General features: G+C 71.0%; 17 protein-coding genes and 1 pseudogene. 11 read left to right on the top strand and 7 right to left on the bottom strand.

Features of this window, described 5'->3' with window-relative positions; all coding sequences use genetic code 11:
- The first annotated feature begins 13 nt into the window (after window positions 1–13).
- The gene (locus tag AB0K02_RS08005) at window positions 14–529 is read left to right on the top strand and encodes an SRPBCC domain-containing protein (protein WP_365991469.1); all 516 of its coding nucleotides are present in this window, start codon (window positions 14–16) and stop codon (window positions 527–529) included.
- Window positions 530–541: 12 nt separating this feature from the next.
- Here the strand turns inward: AB0K02_RS08005 and AB0K02_RS08000 are convergent, their stop codons facing one another.
- From AB0K02_RS08000 to AB0K02_RS07990, 3 genes are all read right to left on the bottom strand, one after another.
- Window positions 542–2,047 (bottom strand): ABC transporter substrate-binding protein, encoded by a 1,506-nt coding sequence (locus tag AB0K02_RS08000; RefSeq protein WP_365991468.1) that lies wholly within the window; start codon window positions 2,045–2,047, stop codon window positions 542–544.
- Window positions 2,047–4,116 (bottom strand): hypothetical protein, encoded by a 2,070-nt coding sequence (locus tag AB0K02_RS07995; RefSeq protein ID WP_365991467.1) that lies wholly within the window; start codon window positions 4,114–4,116, stop codon window positions 2,047–2,049. The genes AB0K02_RS08000 and AB0K02_RS07995 overlap by 1 nt, the downstream gene beginning before the upstream one ends.
- Before the next feature lie 139 nt (window positions 4,117–4,255).
- Complete coding sequence (locus tag AB0K02_RS07990) at window positions 4,256–4,708, bottom strand: nucleoside deaminase (RefSeq protein WP_365991466.1); 453 nt, start codon at window positions 4,706–4,708, stop codon at window positions 4,256–4,258.
- A 120-nt stretch (window positions 4,709–4,828) separates the two neighbouring features.
- On the opposite strand from AB0K02_RS07990, the gene AB0K02_RS07985 reads away from it, so the two are divergent.
- Complete coding sequence (locus AB0K02_RS07985) at window positions 4,829–5,764, top strand: DMT family transporter (RefSeq protein ID WP_365991465.1); 936 nt, start codon at window positions 4,829–4,831, stop codon at window positions 5,762–5,764.
- Here the strand turns inward: AB0K02_RS07985 and AB0K02_RS07980 are convergent.
- A pseudogene (locus AB0K02_RS07980) lies at window positions 5,661–6,550 on the bottom strand (LysR family transcriptional regulator). The gene AB0K02_RS07985 and the pseudogene AB0K02_RS07980 sit on opposite strands and share 104 nt — an antisense overlap.
- Window positions 6,550–6,945, bottom strand: a complete 396-nt coding sequence (locus tag AB0K02_RS07975; protein ID WP_365991464.1) for a PLD nuclease N-terminal domain-containing protein — start codon at window positions 6,943–6,945, stop codon at window positions 6,550–6,552. Before AB0K02_RS07975 ends, AB0K02_RS07980 begins: the two are co-directional and overlap by 1 nt.
- Window positions 6,946–7,034: 89 nt before the next feature.
- Here AB0K02_RS07975 and AB0K02_RS07970 point away from each other — a divergent pair, with 89 nt between their 5' ends.
- Complete coding sequence (locus tag AB0K02_RS07970; RefSeq protein WP_365991463.1) at window positions 7,035–8,486, top strand: menaquinone biosynthesis decarboxylase; 1,452 nt, start codon at window positions 7,035–7,037, stop codon at window positions 8,484–8,486.
- Window positions 8,483–9,385, top strand: coding sequence for a menaquinone biosynthesis prenyltransferase MqnP (gene mqnP, locus AB0K02_RS07965; protein WP_365991462.1), 903 nt, complete (start codon window positions 8,483–8,485; stop codon window positions 9,383–9,385). The genes AB0K02_RS07970 and mqnP overlap by 4 nt, the downstream gene beginning before the upstream one ends.
- Window positions 9,386–9,519: 134 nt before the next feature.
- Here mqnP and AB0K02_RS07960 read toward each other — a convergent pair whose 3' ends face one another.
- Window positions 9,520–10,113 carry a rhomboid family intramembrane serine protease gene (locus AB0K02_RS07960; RefSeq protein WP_365991461.1) on the bottom strand — a complete coding sequence of 198 codons (594 nt, stop codon included), beginning with the start codon at window positions 10,111–10,113 and terminating at the stop codon, window positions 9,520–9,522.
- Between the two features lie 109 nt (window positions 10,114–10,222).
- Here AB0K02_RS07960 and AB0K02_RS07955 point away from each other — a divergent pair, with 109 nt between their 5' ends.
- Window positions 10,223–10,885 carry a UbiX family flavin prenyltransferase gene (locus tag AB0K02_RS07955; protein ID WP_177148500.1) on the top strand — a complete coding sequence of 221 codons (663 nt, stop codon included), beginning with the start codon at window positions 10,223–10,225 and terminating at the stop codon, window positions 10,883–10,885.
- On the opposite strand, the gene AB0K02_RS07950 is transcribed toward AB0K02_RS07955, so the two are convergent.
- Window positions 10,882–11,028, bottom strand: a complete 147-nt coding sequence (locus AB0K02_RS07950; RefSeq protein ID WP_365991460.1) for a hypothetical protein — start codon at window positions 11,026–11,028, stop codon at window positions 10,882–10,884. The two genes, AB0K02_RS07955 and AB0K02_RS07950, sit on opposite strands and share 4 nt — an antisense overlap.
- Window positions 11,029–11,159: 131 nt before the next feature.
- Between AB0K02_RS07950 and AB0K02_RS07945 the strand changes: the two genes are divergently transcribed.
- From AB0K02_RS07945 to AB0K02_RS07920, 6 genes are all read left to right on the top strand, one after another.
- Window positions 11,160–11,615, top strand: a complete 456-nt coding sequence (locus AB0K02_RS07945; protein ID WP_177148502.1) for an Lrp/AsnC family transcriptional regulator — start codon at window positions 11,160–11,162, stop codon at window positions 11,613–11,615.
- Window positions 11,616–11,718: 103 nt separating this feature from the next.
- Window positions 11,719–12,882: an aminofutalosine synthase MqnE gene (gene mqnE, locus AB0K02_RS07940; RefSeq protein ID WP_365991459.1), complete on the top strand. Its 1,164-nt coding sequence runs from the start codon at window positions 11,719–11,721 to the stop codon at window positions 12,880–12,882.
- A 126-nt stretch (window positions 12,883–13,008) separates the two neighbouring features.
- Entirely contained in the window at window positions 13,009–13,533 is a 525-nt protein-coding gene (locus tag AB0K02_RS07935) for a GNAT family N-acetyltransferase (RefSeq protein ID WP_365991458.1), read from the top strand.
- Between the two features lie 151 nt (window positions 13,534–13,684).
- On the top strand, window positions 13,685–13,981 hold the full coding sequence (locus AB0K02_RS07930; RefSeq protein ID WP_365991457.1) for a DUF4229 domain-containing protein: 297 nt from the start codon (window positions 13,685–13,687) through the stop codon (window positions 13,979–13,981).
- Window positions 13,982–14,304: 323 nt separating this feature from the next.
- Window positions 14,305–15,639, top strand: a complete 1,335-nt coding sequence (locus AB0K02_RS07925; RefSeq protein WP_365991456.1) for a dicarboxylate/amino acid:cation symporter — start codon at window positions 14,305–14,307, stop codon at window positions 15,637–15,639.
- A 202-nt stretch (window positions 15,640–15,841) separates the two neighbouring features.
- Complete coding sequence (locus AB0K02_RS07920) at window positions 15,842–16,504, top strand: TetR/AcrR family transcriptional regulator (protein WP_365991455.1); 663 nt, start codon at window positions 15,842–15,844, stop codon at window positions 16,502–16,504.
- Window positions 16,505–16,518: the final 14 nt, after the last annotated feature.

Raw genomic sequence — 16,518 nt, 5'->3', positions numbered from 1 at the left:
GGACGCTGGAGACATGAGTGACGTGATCCCCCAGGGCACCGTCGAGACCCGGGACGACGGCACTCGCCTGCTGCGGTACGAGCTGCACCTGCCGCACCCGGTGATCCGGGTATGGGCCGCCGTCGCCACTCCCGAGGGTCTGCCGACCTGGCTCTGCGCAGCCGACCTGCTCGAGCCCAGAATCGGCGGCGCGGTCAGGCTGCGCTGGCTCAACACGGACGCGGAGGGCCGCCACACCTTCGCCGAGGGCCATGTCACGGCCTGGGACGTGGAGCGGGTCGCCGAGTACACGGTCACCGTGCACGGCCGCGTCCGCTTCCACCTGGAACCGCACGGCGACGAGGCCACAGTGCTGCGCTTCACCAACGAACTGCGCTGCGACGACGAGGTGCTGCTCGACTGCCTGGCCGGCTGGCACAACCACTTCGAGCTGCTCGTCGCCGCGCTGGAGGGCCGGCCGACCACCGACTGGTCGGCCTGGACCGCCGAGCGCTGGCAGCAGCTGCGGGACGCCTACGCGGCCGCCTGAACGCGGAGCCGATCAGTCCTTCCTCACGATGCAGTCCACCGGCGGCGGCTTCTGGTCCGGCCAGGAGAACTCCTGGAACCGCAGGGTCCCGTCGGCGGCGAGCCGCACGATCGGCACCGCCTTGTTCCGCGGGTTGCCGTAGTTGTCCAGGCAGATCCAGCCGCTCGCGCCGTTCACCCGGAGCGAGCCCGTCAGATGCGGCCACTGAGCCGTCACATCGGTCAGCGCCGGAGCCTTCGCCGAGGTGCCGGTCGCGCGCCGGATGCCCTGCACGGCCGTCGCCATCGCGTCGTACCCGATGATCGTCTGCCCGTCGTGGAGCCGGTTCGGTCCGATCTCGGCGCGCATCTCGGCGATCGCGTCGGACAGTTGCCGGTAGGCCGCCGCCGAGCCGCCCGTCGCGGGCAGCGGCCGTCCGGGTGCCTCGACCCAGGCGTCCGGGTGGGCGAGTGCCGCGTACTTCAGCGTCACCCGCGGCTTCTTCTCGCCCGGCCGCACCGCCAGCGCCCGCCGGTCCATGGTCTCGTCCGACCCCAGGTAGGACGCCTCGTCGCCGGTCAGAACGGTGAAACCGCGGCTCGCGCAGCCCGCCCTGCCGAGCTCGGAGACGAAGATCCGCAGCGGAGTGTGGCGGCCGGCGAAGAACACCGTGCGGGCCTCGGTGTCGCAGATGTAGTGGGCGATGCTGTTGAAGACATTGCCGAGATTGCCCGGGTTGTTCGGTTCCTTGCTGGACGTGAACTGCGTCGGCTCGTAGACCTGGTTCGGCAGCTGCTCGTTGAACGCCTCGCGCAGCGTCTGCGCGTAGCGGTCGTCCGGGTTCGTGTCGTACACGAGCAGAGCGCTGCGGTCGACGGACTTGGCGTGCGACACCAGCGCCCGGGCCTCGTCCTTGTTGGTCGGGGACACCCGCGCGAGGCCCGGGATGTTGGTGATGTCGTCGGCGGTGATGGTGGAGCCCACCATCGGGATGTGATGACGGGCCAGCAGGGCGACGGCCTGCTTGTTCGCGGTGTTGCTCGTCGCGATGCCGGTCACCGCACGCAGTTGCTCGGGACCGTCCGCCATCGTGACCAGCTGGTTCACCACGGTCTCCCAGTGGTGGCCCAGGTGACCGGTGTTGGCCAGCAGCACCCGGATCTTCGGCGGTCTGCCCTCGGCGCGGTTGGCGAGCTTCTGCTGCACGTAGACGCCCTGGAGCTCGTGGCGCATCTTCGTCAGCTGCTCCGGCGCCCGGGAGGTGAACGGCATCATCACCGCCACCGAGACCGTCAGCTGCTCGGCGTCCTCCACGCTCCGGTTCTCGGCGGCGATGGCACGCGTGACCTCCCGGATCTCCTTCACCCCGAAGTCGTAGCCGGTCGCCGAGACACCGATGCACTCGTCGCTGCCCTCCGGTTTCACCACGCCCTTCGCGCACGAGCGGTCCGGGTCGAGGATGCCCGGCCCGAACAGCACGCCCAGCACGACCGCGGTCACGGCCCCGACCCCGATGAGGATCTTCGTCAGGTTGTTCATCAGTCCATCCCCCCACTCGCCCGGCCCCGCCGGGAGCAGTCGCACTCCCGCAGCGGACGGCCCGACCGGATGCTCTCCGCCCAGTGCGTGGCGGCGTCGGTGAGCACGGAGCTGTCGGCGACGTCGTCCCGCAGGGCGTGCAGCGCCCCGTGGACAGCCGCCTCCAGCCGCGCCTCGGGCAGCTCCAGCCAGTCCTGCGCCAGCCAGGCGGCGTTGAGCAGCCGCTCGACGCGCCGCTGCGGCTCACGGTGCCCGCCCGTGAACGCCAGCCGCCGCCGCTCCGACAGTCCCTCGAAGCCGGGCGCGGACGCGATGTGCAGCAGCTCGTCCAGCCAGGCGGCCGTGTCCGCGCGGCCGAGCGAGCCGGTGAGGTGCGCGATCGCACCGTCGGTCCGGCCGATCGCCAGCTCGTGGTGGTACGCGTGCCAGGAGTCGCTTCCGGCGGCCGCGTAGTGCATCACGAGCCGCGAGTGCATGCCGAGCCACGACGAGTGGTCCGCGTCCAGGTGGTAGAGCCGGTGCAGGAGCAGCGTGCGCAGGCAGTGGTCGGCCACGAAGTGCCGGTCGCAGCGCGGCCATCCGTCGGAGTCGAGCGCGTGGCGCAGCTCCGGCGTCGTCATGCCGGCCGCCGCCGGGAGCAGCAGCTCGGCGGAGCGCGCGTCCGCGGCCGGCGACACCCGGGTGAGCAGCTCGCCCAGCTCTCCGGGGGCCAGCTCCTCGCGCAGCGCCTCGGCGACCGTCGGCCCGGTGTCCGCCTGCCGCGGTGTGGCCGGCCGGTGCCGCAGCAGCGAACGCAGCGTCAGCGTCGCGAGGGCGGTCGGCACGGGCGGGCCCGCCCGATCGGGCGGCACGGCGGCTCCGTCCGCCGTCCGCAGCTCCTCGATCGCGTCCGTCATCCGGGTCATCGCCAGCGGTCGTCCGCCCGTGAACCGGTAGAGCGCGCGCGGCAGTCCGGGCGGCAGCATCGCGTCCGGATCCACATGGCTCAGCAGCCCGTCGGAGGTCTCGGGACCGGCCGGAGGCAGCGGCGGATACGGCACCACGACCATCGGGTGCACGCACAGCCCGTCGCCCCGGCCGCCCGCGAGGCCCACCGCGGAGCTGAGCGACGCCAGCCGGTGCGCGCCTTGCAGGACCGGCGGATCGCCGCGCCGGAACGCCGCGTACACCACCACCCGGTCCGGATGGCCGGTCGACCGGTGGGTGAGGCAGTCGCGCACCAGCTGCTCGCCCAGCTCGTCGTGGGCGTTGTCGAGCAGCATCAGCGGGCGGCCGGTGCGCAGCAGCCAGCCGCCGGTCGTCCGGTACGCCTCCTCCAGGTCGGCCCGCAGCGCCTGACCGAGGAAGTACTCGGCCCGCCGCCGCTGGTCACCGCCGAGCCGGAAGTGGCTGCCCAGCAGGGTCAGCCCCCAGCGGGCGCTGCCCTGCGCGCCCGGATAGGCCGCGTACCAGCCGACGGCCTTGCGGCTGCCGCGCTGGAACAGCTCCTGGAGCAGCACCTCCACCGACACCTCGATGAACTTCTGCACCGGCGGCAGCGGCATGGGCAGCGCCGCGTACGCCGCCATCAGCTTGGCCACCCAGCTCTGCACGACCGCCGCCCAGTTGCCCCGCGACGGCGCGATCAGCTCCAGGCGGCGCAGTTCGGCGGCGATGCGCTCGTCCTGGTCGGCGTTCCACGTGCCGGAGGCGACGGCGACGAGCCCCGCGAACAGCCGGGTCATGTGCAGCGTGGGAGCCCGTGCGGGCCCGGCGCTGGTGAAGCCGATGCCGAGCAGCCGCAGCGCCTCCGTCACCAGCGAACGCGACTCCGGCGACTCGGCCGCGCCGGTGCGCAGCGTGTCGTCGGCGCAGTCCAGGTACGCGGTGGGCGTGACCGGTCCGCAGACGTCCCGCAGCCAGGCGAAGTCGTACGACTTGCCCATCCCGCGTCCGCCGACGACAGCGACCACGGGAGGCGGCAGGGCCTTGCAGGAGGGGCGTGACTTCCGGCCGACGACCTCGGTGCCGGTGAGATGGGACGTGAGCTGCGCGAGCAGTTCGCTCCTCGCGGCGAGTTGATCCCTCAAAAACAACTCCCGAGCGGTCAAGTGGCGCCGGGGAACAGGTAGTTGACGGCCATGATATGGCCGACCGGGCAGGTGGGCGAGGGGATTGCCGCCTTTTTGTGTTCAGTCCGTCACGCGCCGTCGCGAGGCCGCGGCGGGGTCATTCGCCGCCGATGTCCTCGTTCCACAGCGCCGGATGCCTTTCGACGAACTCCCGCATCATCGCCGCACACCCGGGATCGTCCAGCAGCACGATCTCCACGCCGTGCTCCGCCAGCCAGTCGTGCCCGCCGTGGAAGGTCCGCGCCTCGCCGATCACGACCCGGGAGATCCCGAACTGCCGCACCAGTCCGGAGCAGTACCAGCACGGCGAGAGCGTCGTCACCATCGTGGTGCCCCGGTACGACCGCTGCCTCCCGGCCGCCCGGAACGCCGACGTCTCGGCGTGCGTCGACGGATCGCCGTCCTGCACGCGCCGGTTGCGGCCTCGTCCCAGCAGCGAGCCGTCGGCCCCGTACAGCGCGGCGCCGATCGGGATGCCGCCCTCGGCGAGCCCCGCGCGGGCCTCGGCGACGGCGGTGGCGAGCCACTTGCGGGCCTGAGCGTCGTCCATGCCCCCACTCTTCCCCGCGGGCTCCCGGCACCATCCCATCGACGCGGCCGATGGGGCCATCGGCGGGACGCCCCACTGGCCCGTGGACCGGCGCACGGCCGCGTTCATAGCGTCATCACCATGAGAAACGAGACCAGGGGAACTGTCGAACTCACCCTCGCCATGGTGCTCTCGGGCACCCTCGGCATCTTCGTCGTCGAGTCCGGGGCGTCCCCCTTCGACGTGGTGTTCTTCCGCTGCCTGTTCGGGGCCGCCGCCCTTGGCGCGTACATCCTCGCCCGCGGCTGGTTCACGGGACACGGCCTCACCCCGAGGAAGCTCGGGCTCGCCGCGCTCGGCGGGGTGTTCATCGTCTTCAACTGGGTGTTCCTCTTCGAGGCGTACGAGGCCACGTCGATCTCCTTCGCCACCGTCGTCTACCACACGCAGCCGTTCTTCCTGGTGCTCCTCGGCGCGGTGCTGTTCCGGGAGCGGATCACGGCCGCCAGGTGCGGCTGGCTCGCGGTCGCGTTCGCCGGACTGGTCCTCGTCTCCGGCGTCCGGCCCGGCGACACGGCGTCCCTCGAGGGGCTCGGCCTCGCGCTCGCCGCCGCGGTGCTCTACGCGCTGTCGACCGTCGTCACCAAGCGGGTCACCGGCGTGCGGCCGCATCTCGTCGCCCTCGTCCAGGTCCTCGTCGGCATCCCGTTGCTGCTTCCCTTCGCCGACTTCGGCGCGGCGTCGCGGCTCGGCGCGGGTTGGGTCTGGCTCGCCGGCCTCGGACTGATCCACACCGGCGTCATGTACGTGCTGATGTACGCGGCCTACCAGAAGCTGCCCACCGCGAAGATCGCCGTCCTCGCCTTCACCTACCCAGCCGTCGCGATGATCGCCGACTGGGCGGTGTACGGGCACCACATCGGGCCCGTCCAGGCGCTCGGCGTGCCGCTGATCGTGCTGGCGAGCCTCAGGGTCACGCTTCCGCGGCGTCCTCGCGCACGAGCCGCCGCGCCTGGTCCACGAACAAACGCACATGCGCCGGAAGCCGCTTCTCCCGCCGCCACGCGATCTGCGTGAACAGGGTGAACGGCGGCTCCCAGCCGAGCGCCACCAGCGCCCCGGACGCCAGCTCCCCACAGACCGCGATCCGGGGCAGCAGGGCGATCCCCAGACCGCCCGCCACGCCCCGCTTGGTCGCCTCGATCGTCCCGAACTCCATGAACGGCGGTGCCCAGTCGGCCAGTTCCCGCTCGAACAGGTCCCGGTAGGGACACCCGGGCTCCGTGCCCACCAGCTGCGCCGCCGCCAGATCCGCGGCCGCGAGTGCGGTACGTCCGGCCAGCGGATGCCCGGGCGCGGACACGAGCACCAGCGGCTCCGCCGCCAGTACCTCGCTCTCCAGGCCCTCGTGCTCCGTCTCCGGTTCCATCAGGAAGCCGATGTCGTACGCACCCGGCGCAGCGCCCGGCGCGTCTCGTCGCCGAGCGTGGGCCGCAGCGACAGCCGGACCTTCGGATAGCGGTGGTGGAAGAGCTCCAGGAGGGGTGGCAGGCGGTAGGAGGTCAGCGACTCCATGGTGCCGACGGTGATCGTCCCGGCCGGCTCGCCGGCCCCGGCGACCGCGGCCCGCGCCTCGTCGGCGAGGTCGATCATCCGGCGCGCGTACGGCAGCAGGCGCTCGCCCGCCTCCGTGAGCCGGATACGGCTGCCGAGCCGCTCGAACAGGTCCACGCCGAGCGAGGACTCCAGTGACCGGACCTGGCTCGTCACGCTGGACTGGGCGTACGTCAGCTCGGCGGCGGCCCTGGTGAAGCTGAGGACGGTGGCGACCTTCTCGAAGGTCACCAGGAGCCGGAGCTCCATCAGCCGTCCTTGTCCTCGCCCTGATCACGGCGCTTGAGCTCCTCCTCGCGGCGGCGCAGGTCGGCCTCCCAGTCCTTGAGGAGCGACTCGTCCTTCTCGTTCTCTTCCTTGATGGACTTCAGGAACTCGGGGTTGTCGTCGGGAGCGACCCACTCCATGCGGTGGTTGCGGTAGCCCGTTGAAAAGGGGGAGGGGGTGCGGCCACCGGCCGGGGCGTGCCGCATCTTCCCCGCGGCGAACCAGACGATCGGCCCGACGATCCAGAACAGCAGGATGATGAAGATCCAGGCGAGCTTGGGCAGGTGCTTCGCCTCGTCCTCGGGCGTGTTCAGGCAGTCGATGAACGCGTAGATCGTCAGCGCCAGCGGCAGGATGTACATCAGCGCCCTGAGCATGTGGGACAGCCCCCTGGAGATGTGGGCGGAGCCGTGTTCCCCGGCCCCGGTGACGGGCCCAGGGTAGCCCGTGGCCGATACTTGATCCCATGGCTTACGACGATCTTCGCTCCTTGCTCCGGGCGCTGGAGCGCGAGGGCGACCTCAAGCGCATCAAGGCCGAAGTCGACCCGTACCTGGAGGTCGGGGAGATCGTCGACCGGGTGAACAAGGCCGGCGGCCCCGCCCTGCTCTTCGAGAACGTGCGCGGCTCGGCGATGCCGCTGGCGATGAACGTGTTCGGCACCGACCGCCGGCTGCTCAAGGCGCTCGGCCTGACGTCCTACGACGAGATCAGCGACAAGATCGGCGGACTGCTCAAGCCCGAGCTGCCGCACGGGTTCGTCGGGGTGCGCGAGGCGTTCGGCAAGCTGGGCTCGATGGTGCACGTGCCGCCGAAGAAGGTGAAGGACGCGCCCGTGCAGGAGGTCGTCCTCACCGGCGACGACGTCGATCTGGACTCCCTGCCGGCGCTGTTCACCTGGCCCGAGGACGGCGGCTCCTTCTTCAACCTGGGACTCACGCACACCAAGGACCCCGAGTCCGGGGTGCGCAACCTCGGCCTGTACCGCCTCCAGCGCCATGACCGGCGCACCATCGGCATGCACTGGCAGATCCACAAGGACAGCCGCAACCACTACCAGGTCGCCGCCCGGCGCGGGGAGCGGCTGCCGGTCGCCATCGCCTTCGGCTGCCCGCCGGCCGTCACGTACGCGTCGACGGCGCCGCTGCCCGGCGACATCGACGAGTACCTGTTCGCGGGGTTCGTCGCGGGCAAGCGGATCGAGATGGTCGACTGCAAGACCGTGCCGCTGCAGGTCCCGGCGAACGCGGAGGTCGTGCTGGAGGGCTGGCTGGAGCCGGGGAAGATGCTCCCCGAGGGCCCGTTCGGCGACCACACCGGCTTCTACACGCCGCAGGAGCCGTTCCCGGCGCTGACGATCGACTGCGTGACGATGCGCAAGCGGCCGCTGCTCCAGTCGATCGTGGTGGGCCGGCCGCCGACGGAGGACGGCCCGCTGGGCCGTGCCACCGAGCGCTTCTTCCTCCCGCTCCTCAAGATCATCGTGCCGGACATCGTGGACTACCACCTGCCGGAGTCGGGCGGCTTCCACAACTGCGCGATCGTCTCGATCGACAAGAAGTACCCGAAGCACGCGCAGAAGGTCATGCACGCGATATGGGGCGCGCACATGATGTCGCTGACCAAGCTGATCGTGGTCGTCGACGCCGACTGTGACGTGCACGACCTGCACGAGGTGTCCTGGCGTGCGCTGGGCAACACGGACTACGCCCGCGACCTCACGGTCGTCGAGGGCCCGGTCGACCATCTCGACCACGCCTCCTACCAGCAGTTCTGGGGCGGCAAGGCGGGCATCGACGCCACCCGGAAGCTCCCCGAGGAGGGCTACACCCGCGACGGCGGCTGGCCCGAGATGGTCGTGTCGGACCCGCAGACGGCGGCGAAGGTCGACCGCCGCTGGAAGGAGTACGGCCTGTGACCTCCGCCGCCGCGGCCGTCCCGCAGCCCGGACGCACCAGGGCGTTCCTGCGCCTGGTGATGATCGAGCACTCCGTCTTCGCGCTGCCGTTCGCCTACATCGCCGCGCTCACCGCGATGTTCCGGCACGACCGCACCGTCCACTGGGTCGAGCTGCTGCTCGTCACCGTCGCGATGGTCGGCCTGCGGACGTTCGCGATGGCGTGCAACCGCATCATCGACCGGGAGATCGACGCCCGTAACCCGCGTACGGCCTCGCGCGAGCTGGTGACCGGCGCGGTGTCCGTCCGCTCGGCGTGGACGGGGGCGCTCGTCGCCGTCGTCGTCTTCCTCGGCGCCGCGGCCCTGCTCAACCCGCTGTGCCTGGCGCTCGCGCCCGTCGCCGTGGTGCCGATGGTGGTCTATCCGTACGGCAAGCGGTTCACGGACTTCCCGCACGCCATCCTCGGTCTCGCCCAGGCCATGGGGCCGGTCGGCGCGTGGATCGCGGTCACCGGCGCGTGGTCGTGGGAGGCGGTGATCCTCGGTCTCGCGGTGGGCGTGTGGATCGGCGGCTTCGACCTGATCTTCGCGTGCCAGGACGTCCAGGCCGACCGGGCCCACGGCGTGAAGTCGGTCCCCGCGCGCTTCGGCATCCCGGCGGCGCTGTACGGGGCGCGCGGCTGCCATGTCGTGACGATGGCGCTGTTCGTCTGGTACGCGCTGGCCACGGACGCGGGAGTGTTCCTGTGGCTGGGGCTGCTGATCGTGGCGGCGGCGTTCCTCTACGAGCACACGATCGTGCGCCCTGACGACCTGTCGCGTCTGAACAGGGCGTTCTTCACCGTCAACGGCTTCATCGGGATTGCCCTGTTCGTGTGTGCCCTGCTGGATCTGGTGGTCCGGGGTCTGACCCTCTAGCCACGGTGCGGTCAAGCCGGGCCGGACGGCTGCCTCGGCCGGGACACCGTCCCGTACGGGAAGACGGTCACTGCGGACACAGGGACGGGGCGGCTCGGCATCGGCACCGACGAACTGCCGGTGGACCCGGGCGCCTAAGCGCGAGGGGCCCGGCGGCGGAAGACGAACGCCGCGGCCACGCCCGCCAGCAGGCCGAAGAGGTGGCCCTGCCAGCTCACCGCGGTGTCGGCCGGTGAGATGCCGAGCAGGATCGAACTGCCCCAGACCGCACCCACGAGCAGGCCCACCACCAGGTCCAGCGCCTTGCGCTCCACGAAGCCGCGCGCCACCAGGAAGCCGAAGAGGCCGAAGACGAGGCCGGACGCGCCGGCCGTGTTCGCGTCGGACGGGGAGACCAGCCACACACCCAGGCCGGACACCACGACGACCATCAGCGACACGGCGAGGAAGCGGCGGATCCCGCCGAGGGCCGCGAGGAAGCCGAAGATCAGCAGCGGGACGCTGTTGGCCGCGACATGCGCGAAGCCGAAGTGCACGAAGGCCGCCGGGACCACGTCGGCCAGCTCGCCGGGCTCACGGGCGACGATGCCGTACGCGTCGAGGGAGTGGCCCGTGGCCACGTCGATCGCTTCGAGCGCCCACAGCAGCCCGACCAAGCCCAGCACGAGCACGGCCGCGGCCTTCGCGCGGTCCGACGCGGTCGACGGTGTGACGTGTGTGTGCGGCATCGCCGGCCCCCTGTGGTGTGCGTGCGCTCCACCGGGAAACGGCCGGCGCACCTGGCTCAGTTCCGCACGCGCCCCGCCGGATAGGCTCACCCATGTGGAGCCGCAGGAGATGAACAGTCGTCGGCCGTGGGTCGTGGGGGTGTCGGGTGCCTCCGGCACGCCGTACGCCGCGGCGGTGCTGCGGGCGCTGCTCGCCGCCGGCGAGAGCGTGGACCTCGTCGTCAGCCGGGCCTCGCGGCTGACCCTGCTCGACGAGACGGGGATCGCCTTCCGGGACGCGCACTGGCGGGACGACCTGCGTCAGTGGCTGGCCCGCGGGGCGGACGGCAAGCCCGACACGTTCGACGTCGACGTGGCCGGGGTGCGCCACTGGGCCGCGGGTGACCTGGCCGCCGGTCCGTCGTCGGGGTCGTACCCGGTCAAGGGGATGCTGATCGTGCCCGCGTCCACCGCCTGTGTGGCGGGTGTGGCGCTGGGGCTTTCGAAGGACCTTCTCCAGCGAGCCGCGAGCGTGACGCTCAAGGAGCGGCGCCGTCTGGTGGTCGCCGTGCGGGAGACCCCGCTGAACGGGCAGACGCTGAAGCACCTGGTGACGCTGGACGAGGCGGGCGCCGTGGTGCTGCCCGCCTCTCCGGCGTTCTACGCGGGGGCGACGCACATCCAGGATCTGGTGGACTTCGTCGCCGGGCGGGTGCTGGACGCGGCGGGGGTGCCGCACCGGCTGTACCGCCGTTGGGAGGGGGAGCTCGGTGGTGGCTCCGCGGACGATTAGCCCTTCCTGCCGCGGCGCGGTGCGCGGGTCCGGTCGGCCCGGCGGGCGGCGGAGGGCTGGTGGGCACGCGAGCGGTTGGCCAGCTCCTGCAGCTGTCGCATGTGGGCGTAGGCCATCTCGATCGTGTACACGGTGAGTGTCATCTCCTGTATGGATCCGGATCCTTGTGGGATCAGCTGTGATCGTTTGAGTGATTCGCAGGGTGTCGGCCCTGCATGCCTTAGATTCTACACGTAAACTTGCGGAATCGCTGAATAATGGAAGGCTTGAGTCTATGGACGCCGTGGATAGGCAGCTCATCCAGGCCCTGCGCGAGAACGGCAGGGCCTCGTACGCCGAGCTCGGCCGGCTCGTGGGGCTCTCCGGCCCCTCCGTGACCGACCGCATCAACCGCCTGGAGGCGGCGGGGGTCATCACCGGTTACCGCGCCACCGTGGACGCGGCCTCGCTCGGCCTCGGCGTCACGGCCCTCATCGGCATCTCGCTCTCGGACGCCGCCGACCACGAGGACGTCGCCCGCCGGCTGCGGGACCTCGCCGAGATCGAGGACTGCTGGTTCATCGCCGGCGACGACTCGTACATGCTCAAGGTGCGCGCCAGCGACGTCGACGGCCTGGAGAAGACCATCCGCCGGCTCTCCGGCACCCGCGGCGTCTCGCGCACCCGCACCACGATCGTCCTCTCCACCAAGTGGGAGAACCGCGTCGGAGACCTCCCCGACGAGGCGTGAGTCACCCGCCGCCCGCCGTACCGCCCCGCCCGTGAAGGGACGCCAGGGCGGGGGAGTACGGTGGGCGGAGCCTGTTTTACGTGGAGATATGGGAGGCGGCCAGGTGGACGCTGGACTCAAGCGCGAGCTGGAGGAGAAGGTCCGGGCCGGTGAGCGGCTGACCCGTGAGGACGGCATCGCGCTCTACGCGTCGGACGACCTGGCCTGGCTCGGCGGTCTCGCCCACGAGGTCCGTACGCGCAAGAACGGCGACGTGGTCCACTTCAACGTCAACCGCCACCTCAACATGACCAACGTGTGCACCGCGTCGTGCGCCTACTGCTCGTTCCAGCGCAAGCCGGGCGAGAAGGACGCGTACACCATGCGCATCGAGGAGGCCGTCCGCCTCGCCAAGGCGATGGAGAACGAGAACCTCACCGAGCTGCACATCGTCAACGGCCTCCACCCCAACCTGCCGTGGCGGTACTACCCGCGTTCGCTGAGCGAGCTGAAGAAGGCCCTGCCGAACGTCTCGCTGAAGGCCTTCACCGCCACCGAGATCCACCACTTCGAGACCATCTCGGGGCTGTCCGCCTCGGAGATCCTCGACGAGCTGATCGAGGCCGGCCTCGAATCGCTGACCGGCGGCGGCGCGGAGATCTTCGACTGGGAGGTCCGCCGGCACATCGTCGACCACCGCACCCACTGGGAGGACTGGTCGCGCATCCACCGCCTGGCGCACGAGAAGGGTCTCAAGACCCCGTGCACGATGCTGTACGGGCACATCGAGGAGCCGCGCCACCGCGTGGACCACGTCCTGCGGCTTCGTGAACTGCAGGACGAGACAGGCGGTTTCCAGGTCTTCATCCCGCTGCGCTACCAGCACGACTTCGTCGACATGCAGGACGGCAAGGTCCGCAACAAGCTGCAGGCGCGCACCACGATGGCGACCGGCGCGGAGGCGCTGAAGACCTTCGCGGTCTCCCGCCTGCTGTTCGACAACATCCAGCACGTCAAGGTCTTCTGGGTGATGCACGGCGTGCAGACCGCCCAACTCGCCCTCCAGCACGGCGCGGACGACATGGACGGCTCGGTCGTCGAGTACAAGATCACGCACGACGCCGACAACTACGGCACGCCGAGCAAGCTCACCCGCGACGACCTGCTCGACCTGATCCGCGACGCCGGTTTCCGCCCGGTCGAGCGCAACACGCGCTACGAGATCATCCGCGAGTACCCCGGCCCGGACGACTCCCGCCGGGAGTCCCCGCAGCCGATGCGTGTCTGACGTCCAGTGACTTTGCCCCCGCGGCTCCGGCCCGGGGGCAAAGCCGCGTCCGGTCGGAGCGTGGGATTCGTCTCGGACCGTGGAAACCCGCGTGCCCGCCGCCGGGCCTTTCCTACGCTGGCACGCATGGCTCTCACCTTCGAACTCGATCCGCCCGGCGGGCCGGCTCTGCGCGACGGCGTGCTGGAGCTGTGGGCCGACGTCAGCAACGCCGGCGGAGCCGTCGGCTTCGTGCCGCCCGTCACGGCCGACGACATACGTCCCGAGTGGGTCAAGCACCTGACGGCCATGGCCGAGGGCCGGATGCGACTGCTCGTCGGGCGCGACGAGGACGGCGAGATCGCGGCCACGGCGTTCCTCGCGCTCAACACGCACCGCCTGATGACCCACTGGATCTGGCTCTACACCGTCATGGTCCACCCCCGCCACCAGGGCAAGGGCTACGGCCGCGAGCTGATGGCCGCCGCCGCGGAGGCCGCCCGGGGCCTCGACGGCATCGAGGCGATACGCCTCACCTGCCGGGGCGGCACCGGCGCCGACCGCTTCTACACCGCCTGCGGGTACAAGGAGGTCGGCCGCGTACCGGGCGCCATCCGCGTCGGGGACGGCGACGACCGCGACGACGTCATCATGCTCCTGCCGCTGAACTGACGCTCCCACCCGACCCCCCTCGTCGAGTCCTGGGCCCCCGCCCTTCCGCCACCCGGCTCCCGCCCCCCGTCGAAGCCCTGCGGGCCGCCCCTTTTGTCGGGCGTGCTTCACTGGACGGGCACCTCTGTCGTACCAAGGAAGAAGGCCCGCTGTGTCCGCAGGAAAGTCGAGCGCCGCGCTCCGGTACACCGCGCTGCGGCTCGCGATCTTCGTCGGCTGCTTCGTCGTCGTCACCGGACTCGTCCAGATCGGCGCCCTGCCCAAGGGAGTCGGCGACGCCAACTTCGCCTGGGTGGTCCTGCTCTCCCTCGTGCTCTCCGCACCCTTGAGCTTCGTGCTCCTGCGCAAGCAGCGCGACGCCATGTCCGAGCAGATCGTCCCCAAGGTCGACCGGGCCAAGGCGCGCCTGGACGCGAACCGTTCGCAGGAGGACGGCGTCACGCAGTAGCGGCGGGCGTGGGCCGACGGGCCCGAAGGGGATCCTCCCAAAGGGGAGCTTTGAGGTTCTCAAAGTTCAAGTGTTAACGTGTTCGGCATGAAGACAGCAGTGCGCCCTCACACGACCGCGAGCGTCCCGCTCGTGGCGCGCCTGCATGTCGATCTGTGCCTCCCCCTCGCACTTCGCTGCGCTCGCGCCGGGGGCGCCTCCTGTATGTCCGCGGTCTGTCGCCGCCAGGTCTGACCCGGCATCTGGGCGGCGCCGCGCACCTCCGCGCACGGGCGCCGCCCCTGTTCCCCGTCTGTCCCGCTACGCCCCTGTGGAGTGTCCCCGTGTCCGCGACCACTGCGTCCGCGCCCGGTAACCGCATACCGAAGATCCCGTTCTGGGCCCAGATCGTCGCCGGTCTGGTGCTCGGCGTCCTGCTCGGCTGGTTCGCCCGCAGCCAGGACGTCGCCTGGCTGAAGGACACGCTCGACCAGGTCGGCTCGATCTTCGTCCAGCTGCTGAAGCTGGCGGTCGCGCCGCTCGTCTTCTTCGCGATCCTGGTCTCGATCACCAACCTGCGGAAGGTCAACAACGCCGCCCGGCTGGCCACCCGCACCTTGCTCTGGTTCATGATCACGTCGCTGATCGCGGTCGCCATCGGCCTCGTCATCGGCCTGGTCACCAACCCGGGTGCCGGTACCGGCCTCACCCCGAAGGACGGCCAGAAGCCCGAGAACGCCGGCTCCTGGATCGACTTCCTCACCGGCATCGTGCCGACCGACGTCATCACGCCCTTCACGGAGCTGAACGTCCTCCAGATCGTCTTCATGGCCGCCGTCGCCGGCGTCGCCGCGCTGGGGCTCGGCGACCGCGCCAAGCCGGTCCTCGCCCTGAGCGAGTCCGTGCTGGAGCTGCTGCAGAAGGCCCTGTGGTGGGTCATCCGCCTCGCGCCGATCGGCACCGTCGGCCTCATCGGCTTCGCCATCGCCGACTACGGCTGGGACCTGATCGGCAAGTACGCGACCTTCACCGCCGACGTCTACATCGGCTGCGCCCTGGTCCTGTTCGGCGTGTACCCGCTGCTGCTGGCGACCCTCGCCAAGGTCAGCCCCGTCCAGTTCTTCAAGGGCGCCTGGCCCGCCATCCAGCTGGCCTTCGTCTCCCGCTCCTCGGTCGGCACCATGCCGGTCACCCAGAAGGTCACCGAGCGCCTCGGCGTCCCGAAGGACTACGCCTCCTTCGCCGTCCCCTTCGGCGCGACGACCAAGATGGACGGCTGCGCCGCGATCTACCCGGCGCTGGCCGCGATCTTCATCGCGCAGATCTTCGACGTGCAGCTGGGCATCAAGGAGTACGTGCTGATCGCGTTCGTCTCGGTCGTCGGCTCGGCCGCCACGGCGGGTCTGACCGGTGCGACCGTGATGCTGACGCTGACCCTCTCCACGCTCGGCCTCCCGCTGGAGGGCGTGGGTCTGCTGATGGCGATCGACCCGGTCCTCGACATGATGCGGACCGCGACGAACGTGGCCGGCCAGGCGCTGGTCCCGGTCCTGGTCGCCGCCCGCGAGAACATCCTCGACCGCGACGCGTACGACTCGGCCACCTCCTCCCCGATCGACGAGGACGAGGCCGGGGCGCAGGGCACCGAGCGCGAGGTCGCGGTCCCGGCCGCCGCGTAACGGCCCGTCCGCAGGACGAAGCGCCCCGGATCCGCCGGATCCGGGGCGTTCGCGCGTTCGCGGGGCGGTGTGCGCCGGGGAGCGGGACCGATCACATCCGGACGATCCTTCTCCCGGCAGTTCTCCGCCGTTCGGCCCGTCCTTCCCCCGGGCCGTAGTCTTACCGCTGGGTAAGGGCACGGGGCGGGAGGAACGTTCGACAATGGGTGCTGTGAAAGGCGTCAGGGCCAAGCGGATGCCGCGGGCCGTGCGCGAGCAGCAGATGATGGACGCCGCCGTCCGCACCTTCGGACAGCGTGGCTACCGGGCCGCGTCGATGGACGAGATCGCCGAGCTGGCAGGGGTCTCCAAGCCGCTCGTCTATCTGTATCTGAACTCCAAGGAAGAGCTCTTCACCGCGTGCATCCGGCGGGAGGCCAGGGCCCTGACGGAGGCCGTGCAGGCGGCCGTCGAGCCGGGCCTGTCGGCCGACCGGCAGATGTGGGCGGGCCTGGAGGCGTTCTTCCGCCACACCGCAGAGAACCCCGACGGCTGGGCCGTGCTGCACCACCAGGCGCGTACGCACGGCGAGCCGTTCGCCGCCGAGGTGGCGAGGATGCGCGAGGACATCGCCGCCTTCGTGACCGGTCTGATCGCGGCCGCGGCCCGGCAGAGCGTGCCGCCGGCGGGGCGCCGCGACACCGAGCTGGCCGAGCGGGATGTCACCGGGCTCGCCCAGGCGCTGGTGGGCGCCGCCGAGTCGCTCGCCGGCTGGGCGAACGAGGCCGGTGGCGTCCCGGCCAAGGAGTCGGCGGGCCTGCTGATGAACTTCGCCTGGACGGGGCTCGACCGGCTCATGCGCGGGGAGCGCTGGAGCCCGCGGTGACGTCCCCGAGGCCC

The organism is Streptomyces sp. NPDC049597, from assembly GCF_040675505.1.
Lineage (GTDB): Bacteria > Actinomycetota > Actinomycetes > Streptomycetales > Streptomycetaceae > Streptomyces.
The sequence above is the reverse complement of the archived record's forward strand: the minus strand, read 5'-3'. Positions and strand labels throughout refer to the sequence as shown.

What these genes read in the sequence shown, in the direction of transcription:
- AB0K02_RS07960 (WP_365991461.1), bottom strand. Translation starts at nt 10,113, where the DNA reads ATGCCGCACACACACGTCACACCGTCGACCGCGTCGGACCGCGCGAAG.
- AB0K02_RS07955 (WP_177148500.1), top strand. Translation starts at nt 10,223, where the DNA reads ATGAACAGTCGTCGGCCGTGGGTCGTGGGGGTGTCGGGTGCCTCCGGC.
- AB0K02_RS08005 (WP_365991469.1), top strand. Translation starts at nt 14, where the DNA reads ATGAGTGACGTGATCCCCCAGGGCACCGTCGAGACCCGGGACGACGGC.
- AB0K02_RS07950 (WP_365991460.1), bottom strand. Translation starts at nt 11,028, where the DNA reads ATGACACTCACCGTGTACACGATCGAGATGGCCTACGCCCACATGCGA.
- AB0K02_RS08000 (WP_365991468.1), bottom strand. Translation starts at nt 2,047, where the DNA reads ATGAACAACCTGACGAAGATCCTCATCGGGGTCGGGGCCGTGACCGCG.
- AB0K02_RS07990 (WP_365991466.1), bottom strand. Translation starts at nt 4,708, where the DNA reads ATGGACGACGCTCAGGCCCGCAAGTGGCTCGCCACCGCCGTCGCCGAG.
- AB0K02_RS07920 (WP_365991455.1), top strand. Translation starts at nt 15,842, where the DNA reads ATGGGTGCTGTGAAAGGCGTCAGGGCCAAGCGGATGCCGCGGGCCGTG.
- AB0K02_RS07975 (WP_365991464.1), bottom strand. Translation starts at nt 6,945, where the DNA reads ATGCTCAGGGCGCTGATGTACATCCTGCCGCTGGCGCTGACGATCTAC.
- AB0K02_RS07935 (WP_365991458.1), top strand. Translation starts at nt 13,009, where the DNA reads ATGGCTCTCACCTTCGAACTCGATCCGCCCGGCGGGCCGGCTCTGCGC.
- AB0K02_RS07985 (WP_365991465.1), top strand. Translation starts at nt 4,829, where the DNA reads ATGAGAAACGAGACCAGGGGAACTGTCGAACTCACCCTCGCCATGGTG.
- AB0K02_RS07970 (WP_365991463.1), top strand. Translation starts at nt 7,035, where the DNA reads ATGGCTTACGACGATCTTCGCTCCTTGCTCCGGGCGCTGGAGCGCGAG.
- AB0K02_RS07945 (WP_177148502.1), top strand. Translation starts at nt 11,160, where the DNA reads ATGGACGCCGTGGATAGGCAGCTCATCCAGGCCCTGCGCGAGAACGGC.